The organism is Vibrio sp. LaRot3, from assembly GCF_027587025.1.
Lineage (GTDB): Bacteria > Pseudomonadota > Gammaproteobacteria > Enterobacterales > Vibrionaceae > Vibrio.
The window spans coordinates 17601-40738 of the sequence record NZ_JAPPTI010000011.1 but is presented as its reverse complement, the minus strand read 5'-3'; the positions used below and the strand labels follow the sequence as shown (position 1 = coordinate 40738).

Genomic DNA, 23138 nt, shown 5'->3' with positions numbered 1-23138 from the left:
TAGCGATTAAAGTGGCTTATGATGCTGACCCAGTATCACTAGACCCACATGAGCAGCTTTCTGGTGGTACGCTGCAGATGTCGCACATGGTATTTGACCCTCTAGTGCGTTACACCCAATCTCTTGATTTTGAATCTCGCCTTGCAGAAAGCTGGGAGCGTGTGGATGACACCACTTTCCGCTTTGTTCTGCGCAAAGGTGTGAAATTCCACTCTGGTAATGAGCTAACCGCAGATGATGTCGTATGGACATTTGAGCGTTTGAAAAATTCGCCAGACTTTAAAGCCATCTTTGAACCATACGAGAAGATGACTAAAGTGGACGACTACACAGTTGAGCTAGTATCCAAAGGTGCTTACCCATTAGTACTGCAAACAGCCACTTACATCTTCCCGATGGACAGCAAGTTCTACACGGGCTCGACTGCTGATGGCAAAGACAAAGCAGAAGTTGTGAAGCACGGTAACTCGTTCGCATCGACCAATGTGTCTGGTACCGGCCCATTCATCGTAACGGCTCGTGAGCAAGGCGTAAAAGTAGAGTTTGAACGCTTTGATGGTTACTGGGATAAAGATACAGGTAACGTAGACAAACTCACGCTTGTACCAATCAAAGAAGATGCGACTCGCGTAGCTGCGCTGCTTTCTGGTGACGTAGACATGATTGCGCCCGTTGCACCTAACGACCACAAGCGTGTTCAAAGCGCATCAGATATCGATCTTGTGACCCTTTCAGGTACGCGAATCATCACTTTCCAAATGAATCAAAACAGCAATGAAGCACTGAAAGATGTTCGTGTTCGTCAGGCGATTGTTCATGCGATTAACAACGAAGGTATCGTTGAGAAAGTAATGAAAGGTTTCGCGACGGTCGCTGGTCAGCAAGGCCCATCAGGTTACGCTGGTTATGATGAAGCGCTTGTGCCTCGTTTTGATCTAGAAAAAGCCAAGCAGCTAATGGTTGAAGCAGGCTACCCAGATGGCTTTAGCTTAACCATGATGGCGCCAAACAACCGCTACGTAAATGATGCCAAGATTGCACAATCTGCAGCAGCGATGCTATCTAAGATTGGTATTAAGGTTGATCTAAAGACTATGCCTAAAGCGCAGTACTGGCCTGAGTTTGATAAATGTGCAGCGGACATGCTGATGATTGGTTGGCACTCAGATACGGAAGATTCAGCGAACTTCTCTGAGTTCTTAACGATGACGCGCGACGAAGCAACAGGTAAAGGCCAATACAACTGTGGTTACTACTCAAACCCAGAAGTCGACAAGCTAGTGGAAGCGTCAAACGTTGAAACGGATCCGGCTAAGCGTGCTGAAATGCTGAAAACAGTGGAAGCAACGTTATACAACGATGCGGCATTCGTTCCTCTACACTGGCAGAACCTTGCTTGGGGTGCCAAAGCGAACGTTGAGATTGAACCTATCGTCAACGCGATGAACTTCCCTTACTTTGGCGACCTAGTGGTTAAGTAAGAGAAGGGGCAATTGCGAAGTGACCGCTTACTAAGCTACGTGTAGTTAATGGTCACTTTGTCGAGAAATTTGCTTGTTTAGGTGCTCATCTTTATCTCAGTCGGGGTGAGCACCTTTGTTAAGACTGGTTGAGCAGATTGACCAATTAACTCGGCCTTGTGGTCAAGGATGACGGTCAATGACTCTCTAAGGAAAGAAAGGGGCAAGGAATGTTTTCGTTTCTGGTCAAGCGCCTGTTTCAGGCACTGATAGTGATGTTTGTGATCAGTTTAGTGGCGTTCGCCATTCAGGATAATCTGGGTGACCCGCTACGTGAGCTTGTCGGTCAGTCGGTTTCAGAGTCAGAGCGTCAAGCGCTGCGTGATGAGCTCGGCTTAAATGATCCCTTCATTACAAAATACACTCGCTTTGTAGGCGCTGCGCTACAGGGTGATCTTGGTACGTCTTACTTCTTCAAGCGCCCTGCGGTTGAAGTGATTCTAGATAAGTTGGTCGCGACACTTGAGCTGGTCTTTGGCGCGTCAATTATCATCATCGTATTGTCGATTCCGCTTGGTGTTTATTCCGCAATCCATCCTAAGAGCTTCTTTACTAAAGTGGTGATGGCGCTAAGTAGTATTGGTATTTCAATTCCGGTGTTCTTAACCGCGATCATGTTGATGTATGTCTTCTCGATTGAATTGGGCTGGCTGCCATCTTATGGGCGGGGGGAAACCGCCAATGTTCTCGGCTGGGAGTCGGGCTTCTTTACACTCGATGGCTTAGCGCATTTGATTTTGCCTTGTGTTGCGCTCGCGTCGATTATGCTGCCGCTGTTTATTCGTTTGGTTCGCTCTGAGATGCTCGAAGTACTCAGCTCTGAATACATTAAGTTTGGTAAGGCGAAAGGCCTCGCACTGAACAAAATCTACTATCAACATGCCTTGAAAAACACCATGTTGCCTGTTTTGACGGTTGGCGGGGTGCAGATCGGTACTATGGTGGCTTACACAATTCTGACTGAGACGGTGTTCCAGTGGCCGGGTACTGGTTTCCTTTTCCTTGAAGCGATTAACCGAGTCGATACGCCATTGATTACGGCTTACGTTATTTTCGTTGGGCTTATATTCGTCGTGACTAATACTATTGTCGACTTGTTGTACGGGTTAATTAACCCAACGGTGAACCTAACAGGTAAAGGAGCATAGTGATGGCTAACAATGTAGCAACTCAAACGTCTGCTCCTTCTCGTTGGGATCGATTTAAGCAGTCGGATTTCTTGTATTACTTCAAGCGCGATAAGGTCGCTATGGCGAGCTTTACCGTGTTTATGATGTTCTTGGTCATGGCGTTGGCAGCGCCCATTTTTGCGCCGACCGACCCCTACGATTTAAGCTCGATTGATATTTTAGATTCAGAGCTGCCTCCTGCATGGATGGAAGGCAGTGATGAGCGTTTTCTATTGGGGACAGATGAGCAAGGGCGCGATATTCTTTCGACCATTTTGTATGGCTCACGCCTTTCTCTCACCATTGGCTTTTTAGCGGTCGGATTGCAGTTGGTGTTAGGTATCGTTATTGGTTTGTCAGCAGGTTACTTTGGTGGCCGTATTGATAGTTTCTTGATGCGATTTGCTGATGTTCAGTTGTCATTCTCAACTATGATGGTGGCAATCATCGTATCGGCGATATTTAAAGCCAGCTTTGGCAGTGATTTTTATAGCCAATATGCGGTGGTGATGCTGGTGGTGATTATCGGTGTGGCTGAGTGGCCTCAATATGCCCGAACCATTCGAGCTTCGGTATTGGCCGAGAAGAAGAAAGAGTACGTAGAAGCGGCGCGAGTAATGGGCTTTAAAGCTCCACGTATCATGTTCCGTCATATTCTGCCGAACTGTCTGTCACCTATCTTGGTTATTTCAACGGTGCAGGTGGCAAATGCCATCATGTCAGAAGCGGCACTTTCCTTCCTTGGGTTAGGTTTACCGGTTGATCAGCCATCATTAGGGGCGTTAATCAGTACTGGATTTAACTACATTTTCTCTGGTGCTTGGTGGATTACTGCTTTCCCTGGCATTGTTCTGATAACTTTAGTCTTGGTAATCAACCTATTAGGTGACTGGCTGCGTGATGTATTTAACCCGAAAATCTATAAAGGGTGATCCAATCTAGGGTTTGTATCGAAAATTGACTTAAACTGAGAGCCGTAAGAGATTACGGCTCTTTTTTTGCATCGACATTTTGTATACGGCACGACGTCAATAATTATGCTATCGCGAATGAGTGGAGTTGAACTATGAAGTTTCAAAGGAACTCTGGTAGAGCCTTGTTATCTAACATAGCGATATTTCGCAATGTGGCCCGTGATCAGGCAAAGAATAGAATAGGTTTATTGGACAATATGAAAACAAACATGGCAATGAAGCCATTTAAGCCACTCGCTAAAGTATTTTCAGCCTCTTTACTTTGTTTGGCTGCTTTCGCTGCGCCTTCGCAAGCTCAGGATTTTTTATGTGATGCGACTCAGGCATCGACACAGGACTTACCGCTTTTAGATAAATCTTGCCCGATAGGTAAAGGACTATGGGGTAAGCAGCAACCAAAAGGTGAACAATCAAACTTTTGGATTCAGTGTGGTGTATTTGCCAAGCCATTGACAGTGAAAGAAGCGAAAGTCATTTACCCAAAGATCACTACTGATGTTTGGGCGAAAATTGAAGGTCGCAACGCTCGCTGCTTGATTGGGCCATACACAGATTTTACTGACGCGAAGCAAGATTTGGCTAAGGTGAAAACCATCACTCGCTATAAAGAAGCCTTTATTCGTGAAGTCGTTAAAGGCGCTGTGGCGAAAAAGCCTGTGGCACAACCCCAAGTTCGTAACGCGACACCAGCTGCGCAAGCGGCTACAGTGATCACTCCGCCAAAGCCTGTCGTTGAACCTGCGCCATTAAAAGCCATTGAGCCGCCAGTGAAGTCAACCGCGCGCGATAGCGAGATATCAATCCGCCGTGAAGCTATGGTGGGTGATGTGCAGTTCAAAGTGCCATACATCATGTTTAGCGATGACCAGTTCTATATGGAATATGGTTTACCTTGGAATCGTTTTGATTACGATGGTGCACTGAAAGTATGTCGCCAGTTAGGAATGGGCTTGCCGACGGAAGAGCAGTGGCAGCTATTGCTAGAAGCCAATATCATGAAAGCCAACAAATGGCCGATGCACTTACCTTACTGGGGCAATAAGCGCCGCGGTCTATTTACTAATGGTAAAGTGACGCAGATTAAAGGTTCATCACTACTGAATATTATGTGTGCTAAGTAATTAACTCGCGTATAAGTTGAAAAGCAGACCTAAGTAGGTCTGCTTTTTTCGTATCGGCGTTAGTCGTAATGACTATTTCCTGTGAAGCGAATATTACGCATCAAGCGAACATCGTTGTCCGTAAAACCGTTGAGATAGATAGCATGTACGCTATTGTCGACAAACTCGGTATCGTAATCGAAGTCAATGATTGCGTATGCAGGGCCTTTCGGATTGCCGCTTTCGTCTTGATCCTGTCCATCGTAACATTCGGTGCTTTCTATAGAGGCAAAAGAAATGGTCTCTAAGTTGTTTCGCAAGTCGGCACAAGTAATGTCGCTGCCATCAACAGTATCAAAGAACAAATCGGCATCGGCTTTCTCATTAAGGTTTCCTTCATCACCATCACCACTATTTTGCATTTGCGCGGTAATATAGACTTCAACGAAGCGAGGTTTATGGCTACCATCGCGGTTGTTAGGTAGATGCAGAGTCGTAGGAAGAGCGGCGCTATCCCAGTCATCGGTCGATGTTAAGTTGATACGTTTTTCTGCAGCCTCTTTTGCAGCGAATGCTTCAAAGGTTGCGGAATAGTTTCCATCGTTGTTCAGCTCGGTGCTCGTAACGGTAAATCGCTCAATTCCATTAGATTCTTTAGCTGTGTACATCACTTCAAAAGTCATTGGGTCATAATCACCTTCATAGATGGTGATGATATCGCCCTCTACCGTATAAGTAGCGGATGGGGTTGGGGAGACTGGTGCGCAGCTGCTGGTGAGGTCTCCGTTATAGCCCTCATCGCCAAAATAAACTTCACCGTCTGCGAGATAGAAAGTCTGACAGGAGTTAAGAATCTCATCGTCTTCAGGTGTTTCAATATAGAACAGTTCTTTGGCTTCTAATGGATGCAGCGGACGGACATCGGCAATGTCAGGCACTTCTACGGTGACTTGGGTTGAGAGACCTGTCGTTGAGTCGGTACCCGTAATCCAAATCTCAAACTCTAAGTTAGCATCGTTACTTGAAAGAGTCGGCGTACCAGAAAGGACAAGCTCTTGAGTATCACTTGTATTTGTCAGCATGAGTCCAGCAATGGAAAGGTTCGTTTTTGCTGTTACGTTTACGGTGTTTTCACTATCAAATAGGCCAGAGTAGGACACACGATAGGTGTCTGGCACTTCTTTACGCTCTACAAGTTGCCATTGAGAAACTTGATCTTCGATATCCTCTAGTACCGACGTCGCTTCTGGTGCGGTTGCTTCGCCTTGGTCGACACTAAAGGAGAATGTCGCTTCGGTCTTTGAGTAGTTATCAGAGTCTTGAGCTCGTAGTTTTAAAGTAACTTCGAAATCACCGGCTTTGGCTATCGAGTTAGTATCTTGAATACCAAGCGCGATAATATCTTTTCCTAGACCGTTGTAGTTATCGTATATCGCAACGTGAATATTGGAATTGGATAACTCAGATATATCTAGTTCGGTATTACCAGATGAACCGTCATAAGCTGTAAGCTCAATACCATTGGGTAAATCGCCATCATAAAATAATCCGTCAATAGGCACTTCGAATAGGTAATTACTGTTACCCACATCACCCAGAGTGAGCTCCACACTATCAAAGGCCGCTTGAATGGCGTCGTACACCTTGCCATCAACGCTGGTTTTATAGGTAGGGGTCTCAACGTTGTTGGGATTACCATCAACGGGAGTAACATAGGTAGGGTCGTTTAGTTTGCTCTCATCATCTTTGATGCTATCCGCAACGGCTTTTGCATCTTGAGCGAAGTCACTCGTACCATCCGTGATCTCTTGTTCATAGGCGTCACCTTTTTCTGCTTTTGTTGCCGTAAGAATTTGCGCGGTTTTGTGCAAAATCGGATCGGCGTCCTCGCCTGAAACAAAGTCAGAATATGGGTCAATATCACCAAGGCTAGTTTGAACTGCTTGAATCGCTTCTTGCTCGGAAACGCTGCCGTCACCATCGATGTCATTTGTGACGTCTTTTGATTCAATTACTACGAGGTCGGTAATCGGTGAAATAACGTCTGAAGAGTTTGGTGCGCGGAAAACCACATTAGATGCAACAGCTTGGCCTGGTAGGTCAGAATCAACCGTGTATAAGTTCTCATCGAGACCATTTGCATTGAGGTTATCAATCAGCTGCGGAGTTTTTGAGGTTGACAAGATTTGCAGCGCGAGTGTGCCTTGAGGTTTTGAATCGCCAAGATTCAGTTCACCTCGGGTATTGGTGAGACCGAGTGCAGGTTCGTTGATATCCCATGCGCCATTGTCATTACTATCAACAAAGACGACGGCATTTTCAAAGTATCCATCAAAGCCAGTAATAATGTGTGAATTTGGGTTAGTCGGGGGTGTGGGATTATCGGTACCTGAGCCGCCATCACCGCCACCACAACCGGTTAGAGCCATCGCAACTGACATTGCTAGCAAATTGCTTTTTTTCATTCTGGAGAGTCCTTTAAGGATGTCATGACTAGGAAAAACCCTAGATGATTTTGTTTTTATGTTGGTTTGATGTTTTGGAATGCCTTGTGCGTTTACTGCTAAGCCCAAGGCAGAGAAAATATGAATAAACCGGCTATTTTTGGCCTATCGGTTCGGAGTAAATAAGGTTAAGTTTTAGCTCTTCCACTTGGCTGGCATATTGCGGTTTAGGTTTCAGCACGTAGCTATAAACTTCACCGGCAAGAAACTCATCATACGGCAAGTAGTTCAAGTCGAAGGCTAAAGACTGCTGACCAGTCACGCCATTACTGGTGTACTCCAAGCAATCCACGCTGAAGTTAGGATTGCTTGGCTCGTTAGTCGAGATGATATCGATACCATAGCGTCCAGGACCTGCTAGTACGCCATTGGTGTAATAGCGAGCTATCTGATTGCAGCTCAGGTTAAGGCCATTAACGTTTTGAATATTGAGGTCTGAATCAGTGGTTTCGCCATTCGGCCCTGAGACAGAGGATTTCTTGTCATAAATATAATTGCCAACTTGAGTGATGAGATACTCTTCTTGGTTGGTCGGCAGTAAATAATCAAACCATTCAAATTGAAATTGGTGCTGGCCAGTCACGCCATTGATGCGCATCTCCATGGCCGCTTTGCTTTTTTGCATGGTGTAGCTTTCGAGGTGGCTACCAGAGTCAACCGAAACGAAATAGTTTTCCACCTCGTGGTGTTGCTCTGAGGGGTATTGTTTATTGAGTGTCCACGTCTGCTTTGCGTCGAAATGAGATTGAGTACTGGTAAGGATGATGTTATTCCCCTCCACTTCATATTCTCCGATCAGTTCCAATTGTTCATCGCTAGGGCATTGGGTTTTGTTGGTTGCGGCGGCAAAGTAGACATTGTGATTGGTTAGCTTGAATGCCTCGCAATACACCACTTCATAGAGGGTATTTTGTCCTGCTAGATTGTGCGTGGTTTCAAGTCTATACAGAGTCGTCCCTTCCAGCGGGTGGCTCGCTAAAATCGGCAAGCCATTCGCGGGTAGATAAAGTTTTGCGGTAACCCAAGCATCATCGTCTTCGCCGTGATAACTGTCTTTGGCCGAAATAGAAAGAATGGCAGGTTGAGATTCTGCTTGCGGTTGGCCTGATAAAGTTAAGGTAGAGCCTGAGCTAGATAACGTGAAATCAGAATTGGATAGGCTCGCTTTTAACGATAGTAAGTCATTATCAGGGTCAATAAACAGTTCCCCAATATTTAGCTGATAGCGAGTCGGTGAACCGGCGACGAACACCCATTGATTAGCAATGTATTGGAGTTGCTGTAGCACGGGGTGATTCACTTCAGGCTTGCTGTTTTGCTCACTGTCTAAGCTTAATGGTTGACGGTTGTTGATGGTGTAAGTACCACCCAGAGCTGATGCTTGTCTTAAATCAGGCTGTGTTTCGTTTTCATCTCGAGCGTTTGGCTCTACCTTCGCTGCTAGCTCTATGCTGTCGTCAGGTTGGTCTGTGGCTAATTCATTATTGGGTGCAGCGGACGTTGAGCCAGCTATCGTCGCCTCAGCCGTTAGTGAATTTACTTTTAGTGACGGACTTTGCGTTGTCTGATGACTGTTTTCTACCGTGGTATCAACAGTTTGCTGGGCGCTAGAGAATAGGTACCAGCAAGCCAACGCTAAACCGCTAAGGCTGGCGAGAATGTACTTCTTGTTCATTACGGGTTAGGCCATTTTTGCTTGTAGCCAACTACGGGAAAATTTTAGGTCTTTTTCGACTAAGCTCGAGCTGCATTCAAGTAATCTTCCGATCTCGGTGTTTTTTAACCCCATTAGATACTTGAGCTTCATGGCCTTAGATTGACGAGGGTAACGAACGCTAAAGCTATCGAGTGCTTGGTCGACGATGAATAACTCTTCAAATGCTTGCTGTTCAACGTCTTCGCTGTTTAAGTCGTCGGATTGGCGTTTCTGAGCCAAGTGAGAACGTGCATTATCGATCAAGATCTGGCGCATTACTTTGGCGGCCATAAGATAAAACTCACGTTGATTGCTGATGTCATTCATCTTGGATTGCGCAAGCTTTAAGTATGCATCGTGAATCAAAGCGGTCGTGCTGTTGACACTATCGAGCAATACTTTGTTGTCATTGCCGTGTTTACGAGCGCTGCGCTCGCGCTCTTGTTGGGCGACCTTACGCAGTTGTAAGTAAGCAAACTGATACAGTTTGTCTTCGGCTTGCTTATCGCCAGATTGCCACTGATGAATAATGTGAGTTAAAGGGGATGACATCTAAATTTGAACTCCACTGACTTTGACGTATTCAGAAATGGCGTGAGTGGCCAATTTATCTGAACCGTCTGAATTCTTAGAGATGGTCTGCTGATAGCGATAAAGAATACCTTTATCCCAGCTAGTTCCAGTTGGTAAATACTCCCAAGTGGTCAGTTGTGGTTTGCCACTTTGTTTGGGATACCAGCGTACCGCGATGTTAAGTTGCTCGATGGCTGCGGTACTCGTTTGATTGCCCACCCACCACATGTCTGCGTACAGATCGGTTACACGCTGTTGGTAGTCGCTTGGTTGAGTCGAGCAGCCATCTTGAGCTGGTTTTCGGGCTTTGATTTCGCCTTTATGGATCAGCAAACAGGTTTCTTCTACCCCGCTAGCAAGGTAGCGGGTTTGCTGCCATACCCCTTCATAATTGAGCTGGGTATGAAGACTTGCAGGATAGGTGAACCAAATGGCTTCCGATTTATTTTGATGATGAATGTGTTCTGTTTTGCCTAAGCCTTGAGTTTTTTCCATCAATAGCTTGGTGGTCGGATCGAAGTTGATGGACAGTGAACGATACTTCCAGTCGCCATCATCGTTAAAATCGTCGATGGCAAAGCCATTGAGGTCATTGCGTTTGCAGCCTTCAACAGCGCAGCCAACCACACCGTAATAATCACTTATGTCATCCAGCGGAGAGGATACGATATTGGTTTCGTTGCTCGGTTTTAGTTGGCAACCATTAAAGTGGTCGCCCAAATCAGGGTATTCGATGATTTCATCTTTGGTGATTTTATAGCTTAGCTTACCAATCGGCGGCTGGTACTTCGGGTGGTTTTTTAGCCTTAAATCGTAAGCGCACACACGGCCTGCATAATCACGCTTTTTAATAATGATGTTTTTTAGCTTGAGATTGAGCGGTGAGAAGATGACTTCATCGGAAGCAAAGTGTTGTTCAATGTATTTTTGGCTTTGGTTTAAGTGCTCGACGGCCTTTTTTGCTGAGACAAGATCGATATTGAGGCTCTTGGCATCTTCCTCATCAAGGGTGTTGAGATCGATGCGTTGCAGTTGGCGTTGAAAAGCTTGGTCTGAGAGCAAATCGCTAAGTAATAGAATCTCTTGCTGATCTTGCGGTGTGGCATCTAATGAGAGCAAGAGACGCGTCATGTTGATACTACGGCTAGGCTTAGTCGTCGCAAGAGTTGGAGTGATCACTTCTTGGCTTGAGAGTTGGCTCAGTAAGTAGCTCTTTTCGCTATCACCTAAGTAAAAGCTCACCACGTCCCCTTGCTTAAATGAAAACGCGCCCTTGTGGGTAATGCCACTAAGATCTGAACTGGTTTTGTAAAACAATCCGGTAACGGGAGCATCGATAAAATAGCCCGTACGGATGGTTTGGTCAGAAGCATTACTTATGTGGCTAAACAGTGCTATCAACGAGCAAAGTAGTAAGAGGGGGTTACTGCGTATCATTGTTGTCATTTTGTGGTTGTTGGTTCAGGCTCGGTTTGCTTTTGCTTGGCGTCATCATTGCGAGCAACATCTTTTGTTTGATGTGCTTGGGAATGTCGGGGTTAGAGAGAATTCTACGTCGAGTAAGATCGAGAACCGCGCTCATTGGCATTTCTCTCACCGCTTCGCTTTTTGAGTGAAACATCATACTGGTCACTTCAAACATCATGTTTTCTGCGATGAGCTTTTCTTGCTTGAGTTGCTGATTTTTCGCCATCAGTACAGAGGTGAAAATACACCCCGATACAATGAGAATAAGCGCTAACGAGCAAGAGATAGGATGACGTTGAAACAAGCGTCTGCTGGTATAAAACACCTGTTTTTGTTTGAGTGAAATAGGGCGCGAAGCCAAAATATTGTTCAGATCTAATCGTAAGAGCGCTGCTGAAGTATAGCGCTTTTTTGGCTCATTGTGAGTGGCATGCTGGTAGATTGCTCTAATGTCAGAGTGGCTTGGCTCAGCTGGGAAAAGCCATTCTAATAATCGACCTAACGAATAAATGTCACTACTCGGGGTGAGAGTCTTGCCTTGCTGCTGCTCTGGGCTTGCGTAGTGCTCACTAAAAGCCAAAATAGGATTACCTTCAAGGCTGAGACTTTGTGTGAGGTTGAAGTCAATGAGTTTGGCATGTTGGCCGTGATCAATCAGGATATTTTCTGGCTTTAAATCACCATGTACTAAGCCTTGACCATGAGTGTGTTCAATCGCGCTACATACTTGCATGAGTAACATGATTTTCTCTTGGCGAGAAAGGGAATGCTGCTGTATGTATTGCTCCAGATTTACGCCTTCGACTTGCTCCATCACAATGAAAACATGCTGCTGGTGGATGCCGCCATCAAACACTTTTGCGATATGTGGGTGATTGAGCCGCGCCAAGAGTTGTGCTTCGGCAAATAAAGATCCTTGGCTAAAGACTTGAGCCAAATCGCCATGCAAAAACTTAATCGCCAGTTGCTGTTCAAAGCTTTTGTCGGCGCGGTTTGCAGCATACACGACACCCATGCCACCTCGGCCTAGCTCATTAGTCACTAGGTATTTATCGACTTGCTGATTTGAGTAATCGATGGAGTTTGAAGTTGAGTGAGTAAGATGAAAGCCAAGTAACGCCGTTAAGCCTTGCGCAGACTCTGCCGCAACTAACGGCATAACCTCTTTATAAAGCTCAGGGTTATCTTGTTGTAGTTGTTGTAAATAGGCTTGTTTTTGCGGTTCTTCTAAGTCTAAAAGTGAGTAATAGACCTCGGTTTTAGTAGCACACAACTTCACTGTACTAACTTCACTGTACGTTGTTGAATATTTCCATATCGCATAGTGTATAGGAAATATTTATTGTTAGAATCATTAATATGTTTTTTTGTGCTACAAGTAGAAATGTGATCTTAGTGCACAAAAGAAAAGCCGCATATAGCGGCTTTTTCTCACTTATTTTAGTGGTTTATGCTCCACTATTGGTTGCCACCCTTTCTGCTAAGACCTAGCTTGGCATTGGGTGTCGAGTTCGAATCCCTTAAGGTTACTTTTCGTTCTCTTTGCTTTCTTCAGCGCGTTGCTTTTCTGCGCGCTCTTGCTTAATTTCGTTTGCCTTTTCTTGGATTTGAGCCGCTTTTTCTGCACTTACTTGCTTTGCTTGCTCTGTTTTTTCTTTCGCTACTTGAGAAGCTTTGTTGCTGTAGTCTTGTAAAACCACGTCCAGTGCTTCAAAGCGAGGGTGCAGTTTGTAGCCTTTAAACATAAGAATATTTAAGAAAACAAACCCAATCAGTAGAACAGGGAAACCGATATCGATCACGTTGAATACTTCAGGAGGAATGCCAACAAAATCACGGCTAGAGCTGCCACCGAAACTACCCATCATGTCTGCAAACTGAGCAAGCTCACGATATGCTTGGTAAAGGTTGTAGTAAAGGTAAGCAAGAGAAAGAGCACCGATACCTTTAGAAATAATTTTAGGTAGGCCCATCGCACACGATACGGCACCTGCCAACATCACCAATACAACAAACAGACCATAAAAGTCAGCACCCGTCACAGATGAGGTTGATCCCCATACCTTGATGGTTACCGCAGGCAAGAATGAGCCAATAGCAATCAATGCGTAAGTTAAAGTGCCAAATTTATTCATTACTGCTGGTGCAGATTTGATCTGATTTTTTACCGTGTCCATGTAGATAACCTTTATTTATAAAATGAGTTGTTCAACTCTATGATTTGGAATGAATTTTATATTTAAGTTAGGAAAAGTAAACGGACGTAAACAGAAAAAAAACGCGCAATTTATCGCAAAGTGATAAAAACCACACAATGTAGGGCATTGAATATTATCAAAAGTCACTATTTTTGCAGTCTGTCGTTCTTTATGTGGTGTTGTCGATGGCTGCAAGACGTGAATGAGGTATTGAGCGAATGTTTAGTTCTTAATGTTTTAAAAGCAGGCGGTTTGAACGCTCCGCCTGCTTTTGATTGGTTTATGCAACCCCTTTGAAGTTATCAACCTCTTTGCTAAGGCCTTGCATCGCAGCGACAATTTTATTGCTTGCTGATTTGCTTTCTAGAAGTAGGTTTTCACTTTGATGACCTTGAGCAACGATATTATCGATATCACCACTTATCGCATTCAGGCTGCTACTGCATGCGCTGGTCTCTTCTGCAATTTTCGTGTTCATGTTGAATAACTTACTGAGGTTCGTATGCAGTTCACCCAAAGAGTCAGCAGCTTGTTGCTGCTCGGTTAAGCTGCTTTCACTACTGTCATGAATCGCTTTCATCTGCTCAGTAACATTAGCCGCTGCTGCCATTAAGCTATTGATGATTTCTTGTATCTCGGTGGTGGAAGTATGAGTGCGCTGCGATAAGCTGCGAACTTCATCAGCAACGACGGCGAAACCTCGACCATGTTCACCTGCGCGTGCCGCCTCAATCGCGGCATTGAGTGCGAGTAGGTTAGTCTGCTCTGAAATGGCACTGATCACTTCCAAGACTTTTAGGATGCGGTCAGTATGGATATTGAGCTCGTGCAAATCATGCTGACTTTTTTCCATGTTGGCTTGTAGCTCTTGCGTGCTATTGACGCTGCTGTTCATCACCGATTGAGTACTGATGAGCGATTGTTGTCCGCTTTGCGATACGTTTTTAATTTCAGCGCAGAAGTGGGCTAAGCCATCCAGTGCAACGTTAATTTGCTGAGTGGTTGCGGCGATATTATCCAATGAGCTTTGCTGTTGCTCGGCGGCATAATTGACTTGGTCTGAGTTCGCTTTGAGTGTATCGGCAGATTGGGCCGAATGATTGGTGGCGAATTTTACTTGGCATAGCGCTTGGCGCAAGGTGTCTAGCAGTTGGTTGAATTGTTTTGCGACATCACCAATCTCTGCTTCGTCATCGACTTCAATGCGTTGACTGAGATCCAGTTGTGAAGCGACTTTTTCAATGCCTTGAGTTAGCTGTTGTAAAGGCTGCACTAGAGCGCGCACAAGCAAGAACATAATCGCCATGGCAATGCCACCAACAATCAGGGCGACAAACAAGGTCTTCCATGCCATGGTGACCATTGGCGCCATCAGCTGAGAGGTTGGAATTTCCAGTACTGCAAAGCGCTGCACGGTTTCAACCCAATGTGTGGCTACGAAGTAGCTTTTGCCATTAATGGTGCGTGTTTCTACTTGGTAAGCTTGACTCTTATCAAGCAAACCAGCGAGTGCTTCTTCACTGTTGTCGGCAGTAATGACACTCTGATCTGGGCGAACATCCACATGGCCAAATTCATCGACCAACAAGGCATTGCCGTGTTGACCTACGTTATGAGTTTGCACTAGCGTAACCATGTTATTCACATTGACGCCAAGCCCTGCCACAACAAGCGGCTCGTTAGAATCATGTTTTAAGGCATTACTGCGATAGTTTATGAATAAGAAGTTTTCGCCGTTAACTTCATCAAGAGTCAGCTCGTACTTCTTGCCTGTATTGAGAAAGTCACCATAGAAATTGCCGTTCACATAATCAGCCAATAGCTGGCGTTTGAAGCCACCAAAAGCTTCGCTGTAGTACTCTTGGCCGTAGGCACTTTGCGCAGTTAAAAATAGGATGTCTGCGTCAGACAGGGCTTTGATTTCACTAAAGCTAGTTTGAATACTGCTGGTATCTGCAGCTAGCTCTGGTTGGTTTAGCCACTCAGCTACTCGTAGTGATTCAGTAAGCACCATCGCGTAGTTAATCGACGGTAACAATGAGTTGTTTATTTTCGCGCCCAAGCTATCGAGTTGCTTAGGAATGGTGTCTTCAACCAAGGTGCGCTTTTGCAAATCGTAGTCATGAAAGCCGAGATAAAGTGCGACACTAGAAATACTCAGTAACGTCAGCAGCGAAAAAGTGACGTAAATTCTGGTTCGAATTGATAAATGAGTCCATTTGCTCATCGAGGTTCTCCCTAAATAGATCAACCCCACCGCATCAGTGTTACTGATTTGTTATGTGGAATTGTATGCATAACTATTTTAAAGATCTGAGCTTGAACAAAATATGACAAACGCGGTTGGATGAAGCGTTCAGGGAGTGTTGTCACACGAAAGTGCTGCTTTTACATTGTGTTACATAGTTGGTGTTTGATTCTCTAAGGTGTTGTATTTGTTGTTGATAAACGTGATGATAGAGTTAATGCTCCATTAATGAAAAGCCACGCTAGAACTAATGAAAGTTTCAGCGTGGTTTTTTCGATGACTCGTCAGTACTCAACTGTGGTGAAAGACAAGAATACTTCCATCACTAGGGGTACTTCGAATGAGTGGCTTAGCGCATGGTAACGAATTCTTCGCTGCCTGTTGGGTGAATGGCAACTACAGAGTCGAAGTCTGCTTTTGTTGCGCCCATCTTCATTGCGACGCCGAAGCCTTGAATCATTTCATCAACCGTGAAGCCAATACCGTGTAGGCCAACCACTGTTTCTTCTTCACCGGCACAAACGAGTTTCATCTTACATGGTTGACGGTGCTTAGTTACCGCGGTGTACATAGCCGTAAAGCCAGATGTGTACACTTTCACGTTCTCTTTACCGTATTTCTCTTCTGCTTCTTGCGTCGTTAGTCCGATAGTACCAATTGGTGGGTGGCTGAATACAACAGTAGGAACCAGATCGTAGTCCATCTTCGCATTGGTCTTGCCGTTGAATAGGCGCTCAGAAAGCTGACGACCCGCTTTAACCGCGACTGGTGTAAGCTCGATACCACCTTCCATGATGTCGCCAACACAGTAGATGCCTTTCACGTTAGTCTGTTGGTACTCATCTACTTTGATGTAGCCACGATCGTTAGTCTCAACACCTGTTGATGCAAGGTTGATTGCATCCGTTGCTGGGTGACGACCGATAGCCCAAATTAGGGTATCAACGTTTTGGCTTTCACCGTTTTCTAGGTGAAGGGTTAGGCTACCATCCGCTTCTTTTACTACTTCTTTTGGTACAGAGTGAGTATGCAGTGTTGGGCCTTCGGCATTCATTACTTCGACTAGCGTCTCAATGATCATTGGGTCAAAGCTACGTAGTGGTGACTCTTTACGGCAGAATAGGTGCGTTTCTGTACCTAGTGCGTGAAGTACACCGGCGATCTCAACCGCAATGTAACCTGCACCAATAACCGCAACGCGTTTTGGTTGCTCATTTAGCTCGAAGAAGCCGTTTGAATCGATACCGTATTCAGCACCCTGAATGTTTGGAATCGTCGGGCGTCCGCCAACTGCAATTAGAATGTGATCGGCGGTGTAATGCTCGCCATTTACTTCAACAGTTTTTTCGTCAACGAACTTAGCAAAGCCTTTAATGACATTTACTTTGTTGTTGCCAAGTACGCGGTCATAAGATTGGTGGATACGGCCAATGTACGCTTGACGACTTTCAACCAGCTTCGCCCAATCAAAGCCTTTTACGTCGACATCGAAGCCATAGTCTTCTGCGTAAAGGTTCATCGCTTCTGCTACTTGCGCGCCATGCCACATCACTTTCTTAGGCACACAACCTACGTTTACACAGGTGCCGCCAAGATCTTGAGCTTCAATTAGCGCTACTTTTGCGCCGTACATCGCTGCGCGGTTTGCTGATGCGATGCCGCCTGAACCGCCACCGATACAGATGTAATCAAAATGAGTCGCCATTACTTTCTCCAATTATTGTTAGGGGAGGTAAAGAGCTTTTTCTCTTTTCCTCAAGCTCCCTGCTTAATTTGTTTGGTTAATATCCTATATGGAGGATGGAAAGGTTGAACTCAATCCATCCTTACTAAATTTCTGGGTCAGCTCTCGCTTTATGATTGATCTATTCAGCTAACCCTAAAAATTGGTTTTAGTCCGTTCTGATTTTTACTCAGGAACAATCCACTCTACTTTGAAGTGACCGGTTGCAGGTGCAATCGCTTCTTTTAAGAAAGGGAGAATTTCGTTCATTTGGCTTTCTAGCTTCCAAGGCGGGTTAATCACAATCATGCCTGATGCCGTCATGCCACGCTCATTGGTATCAGCCGATACGCCAAGTTCAATTTGCAGAATCTTGCGAATGCCAAGGCCTTCTAAGCCTTCGATCATATCTTCGATATCACAGCGGTTAACCACTGGGTACCAAATCGCATAAATACCCGTCGCCCAGCGCTTATGGCTTTGCCAAATGGCTTGGACAACATCACGGTACTCTTTAGCCAGTTCATACGGAGGGTCAATCAACACTAAGCCGCGACGTTCTTGCGGAGGTAAGCTCGCTTTGAGTCGTTTAAAACCATCTTCTTGGTAAATGCTGACTTGGCGGTCGCGGTGGAACTCTTGTTCTAGTAGCGGGTGGTCACTTGGGTGCAGCTCTGTCAGAACCATACGGTCTTGTGGGCGGATTTGCGCACGCGCTACACGCGGAGAACCTGGGTAGTAACGCAGTTTCTCACCGTTATTTAAGGCTTTGACCGATTCAATGTAACTGCTGATTTCTTCTGGTAAATCAGCATGGTTCCAAATGCGCTCAATGCCTTGCTTATATTCGCCAGTTTTTTCAGACCATTCGTGAGTTAAGTCGTAACGACCAACACCTGAATGGGTATCGTGATAGACAAAAGGCTTATCTTTTTGCTTGAGTGAATCAAGGATAAGGCTTTGAACAATATGCTTTAATACATCGGCATGGTTGCCGGCGTGAAAACTGTGGCGGTAACTAAGCAAGGGAACTCTCTCGAAATGGCTTTATTAGCCATAATCAAATCAAAAACAGATAAGGGTGATTATATACCCAAACGGCTTTCGGTTGATGCCAATTTGTTATGGATAATTCATGTTTGATTACAAGCCTGCTATTGAAAATCGCTTGGCTTACCTATATTTAGTAAAGACGTGACAAATAAATAAAAGACGAACTCGTCAGTTTGCTGACCTCAAAAAAAGGAATGCTTTATGTCTAATCCACTTCTTAGCTTTACGGACTTACCACCGTTTTCGCAAATTAAACCAGAGCACATTAAGCCTGCAGTCGAGCAAGCGATTAATGAGTGCCGGGACAAAATTGAGCAAGTGCTAGAAGGTAACACTCAACCAAGTTGGGATAATTTGGTTGCGCCAATTGAAGAGGTGGATGATCGCTTAAGCCGAATTTGGTCACCTATCGGTCATATGAACTCGGTAGTGAACAGTGATGAATTGCGTGAAGCGTATGAAAGCTGCCTACCGTTGCTTTCTGAGTACGGCACTTGGGTTGGTCAGCACAAAGGCTTATTTGATGCTTACAAAGCGATTAAAGCCAGTGACGAGTTTGCACAGTTAAACCAAGCTCAGCAGAAAACCATCACGGATGCTTTGCGTGATTTTGAATTGTCAGGCATTGGTCTACCAGCAGAAGATCAGCGTCGTTATGGCGAAATCAGCAAGCGCATGTCTGAGCTAAGCTCGCAGTTCTCAAACAATGTGTTAGATGCCACCATGGGTTGGACTAAGCACATTACTGACGAAGCGCAGCTTGCGGGCATGCCAGAGTCAGCACTTGCTGCGGCGAAAGCGGCTGCAGAAGCGAAGGAACTTGATGGTTACCTGTTAACGCTCGATATTCCATCTTACTTACCGGTCATGACTTACTGTGATAACCAAGAGCTGCGCAAAGAGTTGTATGAAGCGTATGTAACACGCGCGTCAGATCGTGGCCCAAATGCGGGTAAATGGGATAACTCAGAACTTATCGCAGAGAAGCTAAAGCTACGTCATGAAATCGCCCGTATGCTTGGTTTCAATACTTACAGCGAAAAGTCGCTGGCAACTAAGATGGCAGAAAACCCAGCTCAAGTGCTTGGCTTCCTAAATGACTTAGCGACCAAAGCCAAGCCTCAAGGTGAGCGTGAAGTTGAAGAGCTACGTCAGTTTGCCAACCAAGAGTTTGGCGTAAGCGAACTTAATCTTTGGGATATTGCTTATTACAGCGAAAAGCAAAAACAGCACCTGTTCCAAATATCGGATGAAGAGCTGCGTCCTTACTTCCCAGAGTCAAAAGCGGTAAGTGGCCTATTTGAAGTGCTAAACCGTGTATTTGGTATGCGTGTTGAAGAGCGTCAAGGTGTGGATACATGGCATGAGTCAGTGCGCTTCTTTGATATCTTCGATGGCAATAACACATTACGTGGCAGCTTCTATTTAGATCTATACGCTCGTGAGCACAAACGTGGCGGCGCATGGATGGATGATTGTCGTGGTCGTCGTATTACACTGTCTGGCGATCTGCAAACACCAGTGGCTTACTTAACTTGTAACTTCAATAAACCTGTCGGTGATAAGCCAGCGTTATTCACTCATGATGAAGTTGTAACGTTATTCCACGAGTTTGGCCATGGTATTCACCACATGCTGACCCAAGTAGACGCCGGTGCGGTTGCGGGTATCAGTGGTGTGCCTTGGGATGCCGTTGAATTACCAAGCCAGTTCCTAGAAAACTGGTGTTGGGAAGAGCAAGCGCTAGCGTTTATTTCTGGTCATTATGAGACGGGAGAAACGCTACCAAAAGAGATGCTAGATAAGATGTTGGCGGCGAAGAACTTCCAATCTGCGATGTTTATTCTGCGTCAGTTAGAGTTCGGTTTGTTTGATTTCACCCTACACTCGGAATACGACCCAGAAGTCGGCCCTCGTGTGCTAGAAACGCTAGCGGAAGTGAAGTCAAAAGTAGCCGTGCTACCAAGCCTGGAGTGGAACCGTTTCTCCCACAGCTTTAGCCATATTTTTGCGGGTGGTTACAGTGCTGGCTACTACAGCTACCTATGGGCAGAAGTGCTTTCGGCTGATGCTTACTCTCGCTTTGAAGAGGAAGGTATCTTCAATAAAGAGACTGGTCAAAGCTTCCTGAATAACATCCTTGAGATGGGCGGCAGCGAAGAGCCGATGGAGCTGTTCAAACGCTTCCGTGGTCGTGAGCCACAAATTGATGCATTGCTGCGTCATGCGGGCATTAGTGCTTAATTGATCGTAAATGAATAAATAAAGCCTTCCATTGGAAGGCTTTATTTTTATGTTTCTTTTGGATGTTAATCTGTTGATGGCAATTAATTAAGGCAGTAGTTTAAGATAATTTGGAGCGAATCAGCTTATCGGCTGAGATAGGCCCTGCCCCCCATACCACGACAATCAAAATCATCAATCCCCACAGCTGGTGGTCATAGAAACCTTGCTCCCAAAGCACAGGGTAAGAGACTACAGCGATAATATTGAATACGAATAAGATGGCGGCCATCGGGCGAGTCAATAATCCAAGTGCTAAGAACACCGGTAAGATCAGCTCAGCGGCAGTACCCATGTAAGCGGCAAGCTCCCATGGCAATAGCGGTACTTGGTATTCCAGTTCAAAAAGATAAAGTGTGCTATCCCAAGAGGCAATCTTAACTAGTCCAGAGTTAAAGAAGACCCATGCGACCCAAAGGCGGCAAAACAGCAGTAATAAAGGGACAAAACCACATTGTAGTTTACCCACTAGGGTATCGTAGCTTTGAACCAATGGGTGTGATGTGTGAGATTCAGGCATAACGTTCTCCTTAGTGGTGTTCATCAATGGTTAATCCCGAGACTATGTTCAGCTCAATCACTTGGTTGCGTTCAGAGAGTAAGTCTGGTGGGATTTCCGCTAATGTTTTTTGTTGTAGTTGTTGGATGAGTTGAAAGGCCTCATTTGAAAGCGCGAGGCTCCATGGGCTGCCATCGATATGGCAAGCGACTAACCCTTGTTCGGGCTGATGGATATCTAGACCATCAAAATCGCCGTTCGAGATGGCAGTTTGCAGTGAGTACACAGCGTAGTGGCTGCTAAACAACAGTACATCGGGGCGTAAATGAAAGCGTATTTCCCCATGACGAGATGGCTCAATGTTGGCTAAGTGTGCTAACGGAATCAGTCCATCAGCACTATGAACCGAAAATTGCTGTTGGCTGACATCACATGCCCATTCAAATTTGGCCACTTCCACGCAATAAGGTGCCGCTTCAATCACCGCTTCAAACTGCTGTAAAGTTTGTTCAAAGTGTTCGCCGTAATAGGTGACATTGCCTTCAGTGAGTGGATGGCTCAATACATGTTGGCGAGCGACTTGAGTAAAGCATTCTTCACCGAGCAATGCTTGCAGCATAGGGTAGGTGGCTTCTAATACTTCGCTTAAGCTAATGATGAAGTTGTTGCGATAAATCTGCATGCGTTCATCAGCGCTAAATTGGTCACTGACAATATGGCAATCTTCCCCCTTTGCCTGATAATGCAACGCTCTGGCAAATTGATTTTGCAGTTGGCGTAGGGAAATAGAACCATCAGCGTTATTCACATCAGAACGACTCATAACGCCACCTTCAAACTGGGTTGGGTCTGCTCTAAATCAAACAATCGTTGACTGGCTTTACTGGCTTCTGTGAGCAATACATCCGGTTGTGGGATGTCTAAGTCCCATTCAATCAAAGTATGTCTAACACCGTTTTCAGCGACCCATTTTTCATACAGCAACCAAACGTCATCACTGACGGGGCGGCTGTGGGTATCAATCCAGATTTCACCTTTATCGAGATGTTTGATAGTAAAACCTGCCAAATGAATTTCATCGACTGCATTGGCAGGCACGCCAGCTAAAAAGGTTTCGCTACTGAATCCATGATTAAATGCGGATACATGTACATTATTAAAATCAAGCAGTAAGCGGCACTCAGTGCGTTGATGCACTTCGGCTAAAAAATCCCACTCAGAAATGGTTGAGTGTTGGTATTTCACGTAGCTGGATGGGTTCTCAATCAGGAGTGGGCGCTTGAGCGCGTCTTGTACCTGAACCACGTTACGACAAAATACTTCTAGTGCTTCTTCGGTGTAGGGCAGTGGCAGTAAGTCATTAAAGTGATGCCCACCGTTTTCACTCCAACTGAGATGATCCGAGACCAATATCGGTTCTACTTCATCAACCAACTGCTTGAGCTGTTGGATGTGTGTTGGGTTAATGGGATCAACACTGCCTAGTGATAAACCAATCCCATGACAGCTGATCTGATAGTCTTCGCGAATCTTGTGCAGTTGTTGTCGAGAGGGTGCGTTGGGCTGGAAGTAGTTTTCGCTGTGAATTTCTAACCAAGTTAATTGCGCAGGCTCAGTTAAAAAGAAGTCCATATGCGGGGAGCGTAAACCTACTCCAACCATTGAGTGTTGGGCAGCTGACGTCACGATAAAATCCTTGTTGTAGTTTTAGAAACTAAGGTGTGCTAGTTGAGCGTTAGCACACCTCTCTTTATCGATTGGTTGTGGTGCAGATTAAGAAGAGCTCGTGCTACCACCCGTTAGCTTGCCACATAGTCCTTTAGGAACGACTACGAAAGCATCTGATTGGTTATCTTCTTTTGAAGTACCGGCACAAGAGCTGGTTTTAGTCGCACAGTCATTTTTGCCGGCTTTTGCTACGCCATAGCATTTCTCTTTTTCCGCAGCGACAGCTGGAGCTGCTGTGAGCATGGTGCCACCTAGAGCAACAAGACCTGTAATAGCAGCAGTAACGGCAAGATTAGACTTTTTCATAGTAATTTCCTCTGGCTGATTTCCTTTGTTTTAAATTCGCAAGCTAATCATCAACTTGCTTACATAAAAGGATAGGAAAGGCGCAGAAAAACTTTCA

General features: G+C 45.3%; 17 protein-coding genes and 1 pseudogene. 5 read left to right on the top strand and 13 right to left on the bottom strand.

What is annotated here, in order from left to right:
- Window positions 1-5: 5 nt before the first annotated feature.
- From OH461_RS16795 to OH461_RS16780, 4 genes and pseudogenes are all read left to right on the top strand, one after another.
- A pseudogene (locus OH461_RS16795) lies at window positions 6-1481 on the top strand (ABC transporter substrate-binding protein); the annotation flags it as partial.
- A 209-nt stretch (window positions 1482-1690) separates the two neighbouring features.
- Window positions 1691-2668, top strand: a complete 978-nt coding sequence (locus tag OH461_RS16790; protein ID WP_270021712.1) for an ABC transporter permease — start codon at window positions 1691-1693, stop codon at window positions 2666-2668.
- Window positions 2669-2670: 2 nt separating this feature from the next.
- The gene (locus OH461_RS16785; protein WP_270021711.1) at window positions 2671-3621 is read left to right on the top strand and encodes an ABC transporter permease; all 951 of its coding nucleotides are present in this window, start codon (window positions 2671-2673) and stop codon (window positions 3619-3621) included.
- A gap of 239 nt (window positions 3622-3860) precedes the next feature.
- On the top strand, window positions 3861-4784 hold the full coding sequence (locus OH461_RS16780; protein ID WP_270021710.1) for an SPOR domain-containing protein: 924 nt from the start codon (window positions 3861-3863) through the stop codon (window positions 4782-4784).
- A gap of 59 nt (window positions 4785-4843) precedes the next feature.
- Here the strand turns inward: OH461_RS16780 and OH461_RS16775 are convergent, their stop codons facing one another.
- From OH461_RS16775 to OH461_RS16735, 9 genes are all read right to left on the bottom strand, one after another.
- Entirely contained in the window at window positions 4844-7228 is a 2385-nt protein-coding gene (locus OH461_RS16775; RefSeq protein WP_270021709.1) for an acid phosphatase, read from the bottom strand.
- Window positions 7229-7361: 133 nt separating this feature from the next.
- Entirely contained in the window at window positions 7362-8942 is a 1581-nt protein-coding gene (locus OH461_RS16770) for a hypothetical protein (RefSeq protein WP_270021708.1), read from the bottom strand.
- Between the two features lie 6 nt (window positions 8943-8948).
- On the bottom strand, window positions 8949-9515 hold the full coding sequence (locus OH461_RS16765) for an ECF-type sigma factor (RefSeq protein WP_270021707.1): 567 nt from the start codon (window positions 9513-9515) through the stop codon (window positions 8949-8951).
- Window positions 9516-10982: a chromosome partitioning protein ParA gene (locus OH461_RS16760; RefSeq protein WP_270021706.1), complete on the bottom strand. Its 1467-nt coding sequence runs from the start codon at window positions 10980-10982 to the stop codon at window positions 9516-9518.
- Complete coding sequence (locus OH461_RS16755) at window positions 10960-12282, bottom strand: serine/threonine protein kinase (protein WP_270021705.1); 1323 nt, start codon at window positions 12280-12282, stop codon at window positions 10960-10962. Before OH461_RS16755 ends, OH461_RS16760 begins: the two co-directional genes overlap by 23 nt.
- 247 nt (window positions 12283-12529) lie before the next feature.
- Window positions 12530-13180 (bottom strand): hypothetical protein, encoded by a 651-nt coding sequence (locus OH461_RS16750; RefSeq protein WP_270021704.1) that lies wholly within the window; start codon window positions 13178-13180, stop codon window positions 12530-12532.
- Window positions 13181-13481: 301 nt separating this feature from the next.
- Window positions 13482-15428 (bottom strand): methyl-accepting chemotaxis protein, encoded by a 1947-nt coding sequence (locus OH461_RS16745; protein ID WP_270021703.1) that lies wholly within the window; start codon window positions 15426-15428, stop codon window positions 13482-13484.
- Window positions 15429-15798: 370 nt separating this feature from the next.
- A complete protein-coding gene (gene gorA / locus OH461_RS16740) occupies window positions 15799-17154 on the bottom strand; it encodes a glutathione-disulfide reductase (protein WP_270021702.1) in 1356 nt (451 codons plus the stop codon).
- 204 nt (window positions 17155-17358) lie between these two features.
- The gene (locus OH461_RS16735; RefSeq protein WP_270021701.1) at window positions 17359-18198 is read right to left on the bottom strand and encodes a 23S rRNA (adenine(2030)-N(6))-methyltransferase RlmJ; all 840 of its coding nucleotides are present in this window, start codon (window positions 18196-18198) and stop codon (window positions 17359-17361) included.
- A 228-nt stretch (window positions 18199-18426) separates the two neighbouring features.
- On the opposite strand from OH461_RS16735, the gene prlC reads away from it, so the two are divergent.
- The gene (gene prlC, locus OH461_RS16730) at window positions 18427-20469 is read left to right on the top strand and encodes an oligopeptidase A (RefSeq protein ID WP_270021700.1); all 2043 of its coding nucleotides are present in this window, start codon (window positions 18427-18429) and stop codon (window positions 20467-20469) included.
- Window positions 20470-20569: 100 nt separating this feature from the next.
- On the opposite strand, the gene OH461_RS16725 is transcribed toward prlC, so the two are convergent.
- From OH461_RS16725 to OH461_RS16710, 4 genes are all read right to left on the bottom strand, one after another.
- Window positions 20570-21028, bottom strand: coding sequence for a DoxX family protein (locus OH461_RS16725; RefSeq protein WP_270021699.1), 459 nt, complete (start codon window positions 21026-21028; stop codon window positions 20570-20572).
- A 10-nt stretch (window positions 21029-21038) separates the two neighbouring features.
- Window positions 21039-21830 (bottom strand): HvfC/BufC N-terminal domain-containing protein, encoded by a 792-nt coding sequence (locus OH461_RS16720; protein ID WP_270021698.1) that lies wholly within the window; start codon window positions 21828-21830, stop codon window positions 21039-21041.
- Window positions 21827-22693: an MNIO family bufferin maturase gene (bufB, locus tag OH461_RS16715; RefSeq protein ID WP_443088472.1), complete on the bottom strand. Its 867-nt coding sequence runs from the start codon at window positions 22691-22693 to the stop codon at window positions 21827-21829. Before bufB ends, OH461_RS16720 begins: the two co-directional genes overlap by 4 nt.
- Before the next feature lie 87 nt (window positions 22694-22780).
- Window positions 22781-23041, bottom strand: a complete 261-nt coding sequence (locus tag OH461_RS16710) for a BufA1 family periplasmic bufferin-type metallophore (protein WP_260261382.1) — start codon at window positions 23039-23041, stop codon at window positions 22781-22783.
- Window positions 23042-23138 lie beyond the last annotated feature (97 nt).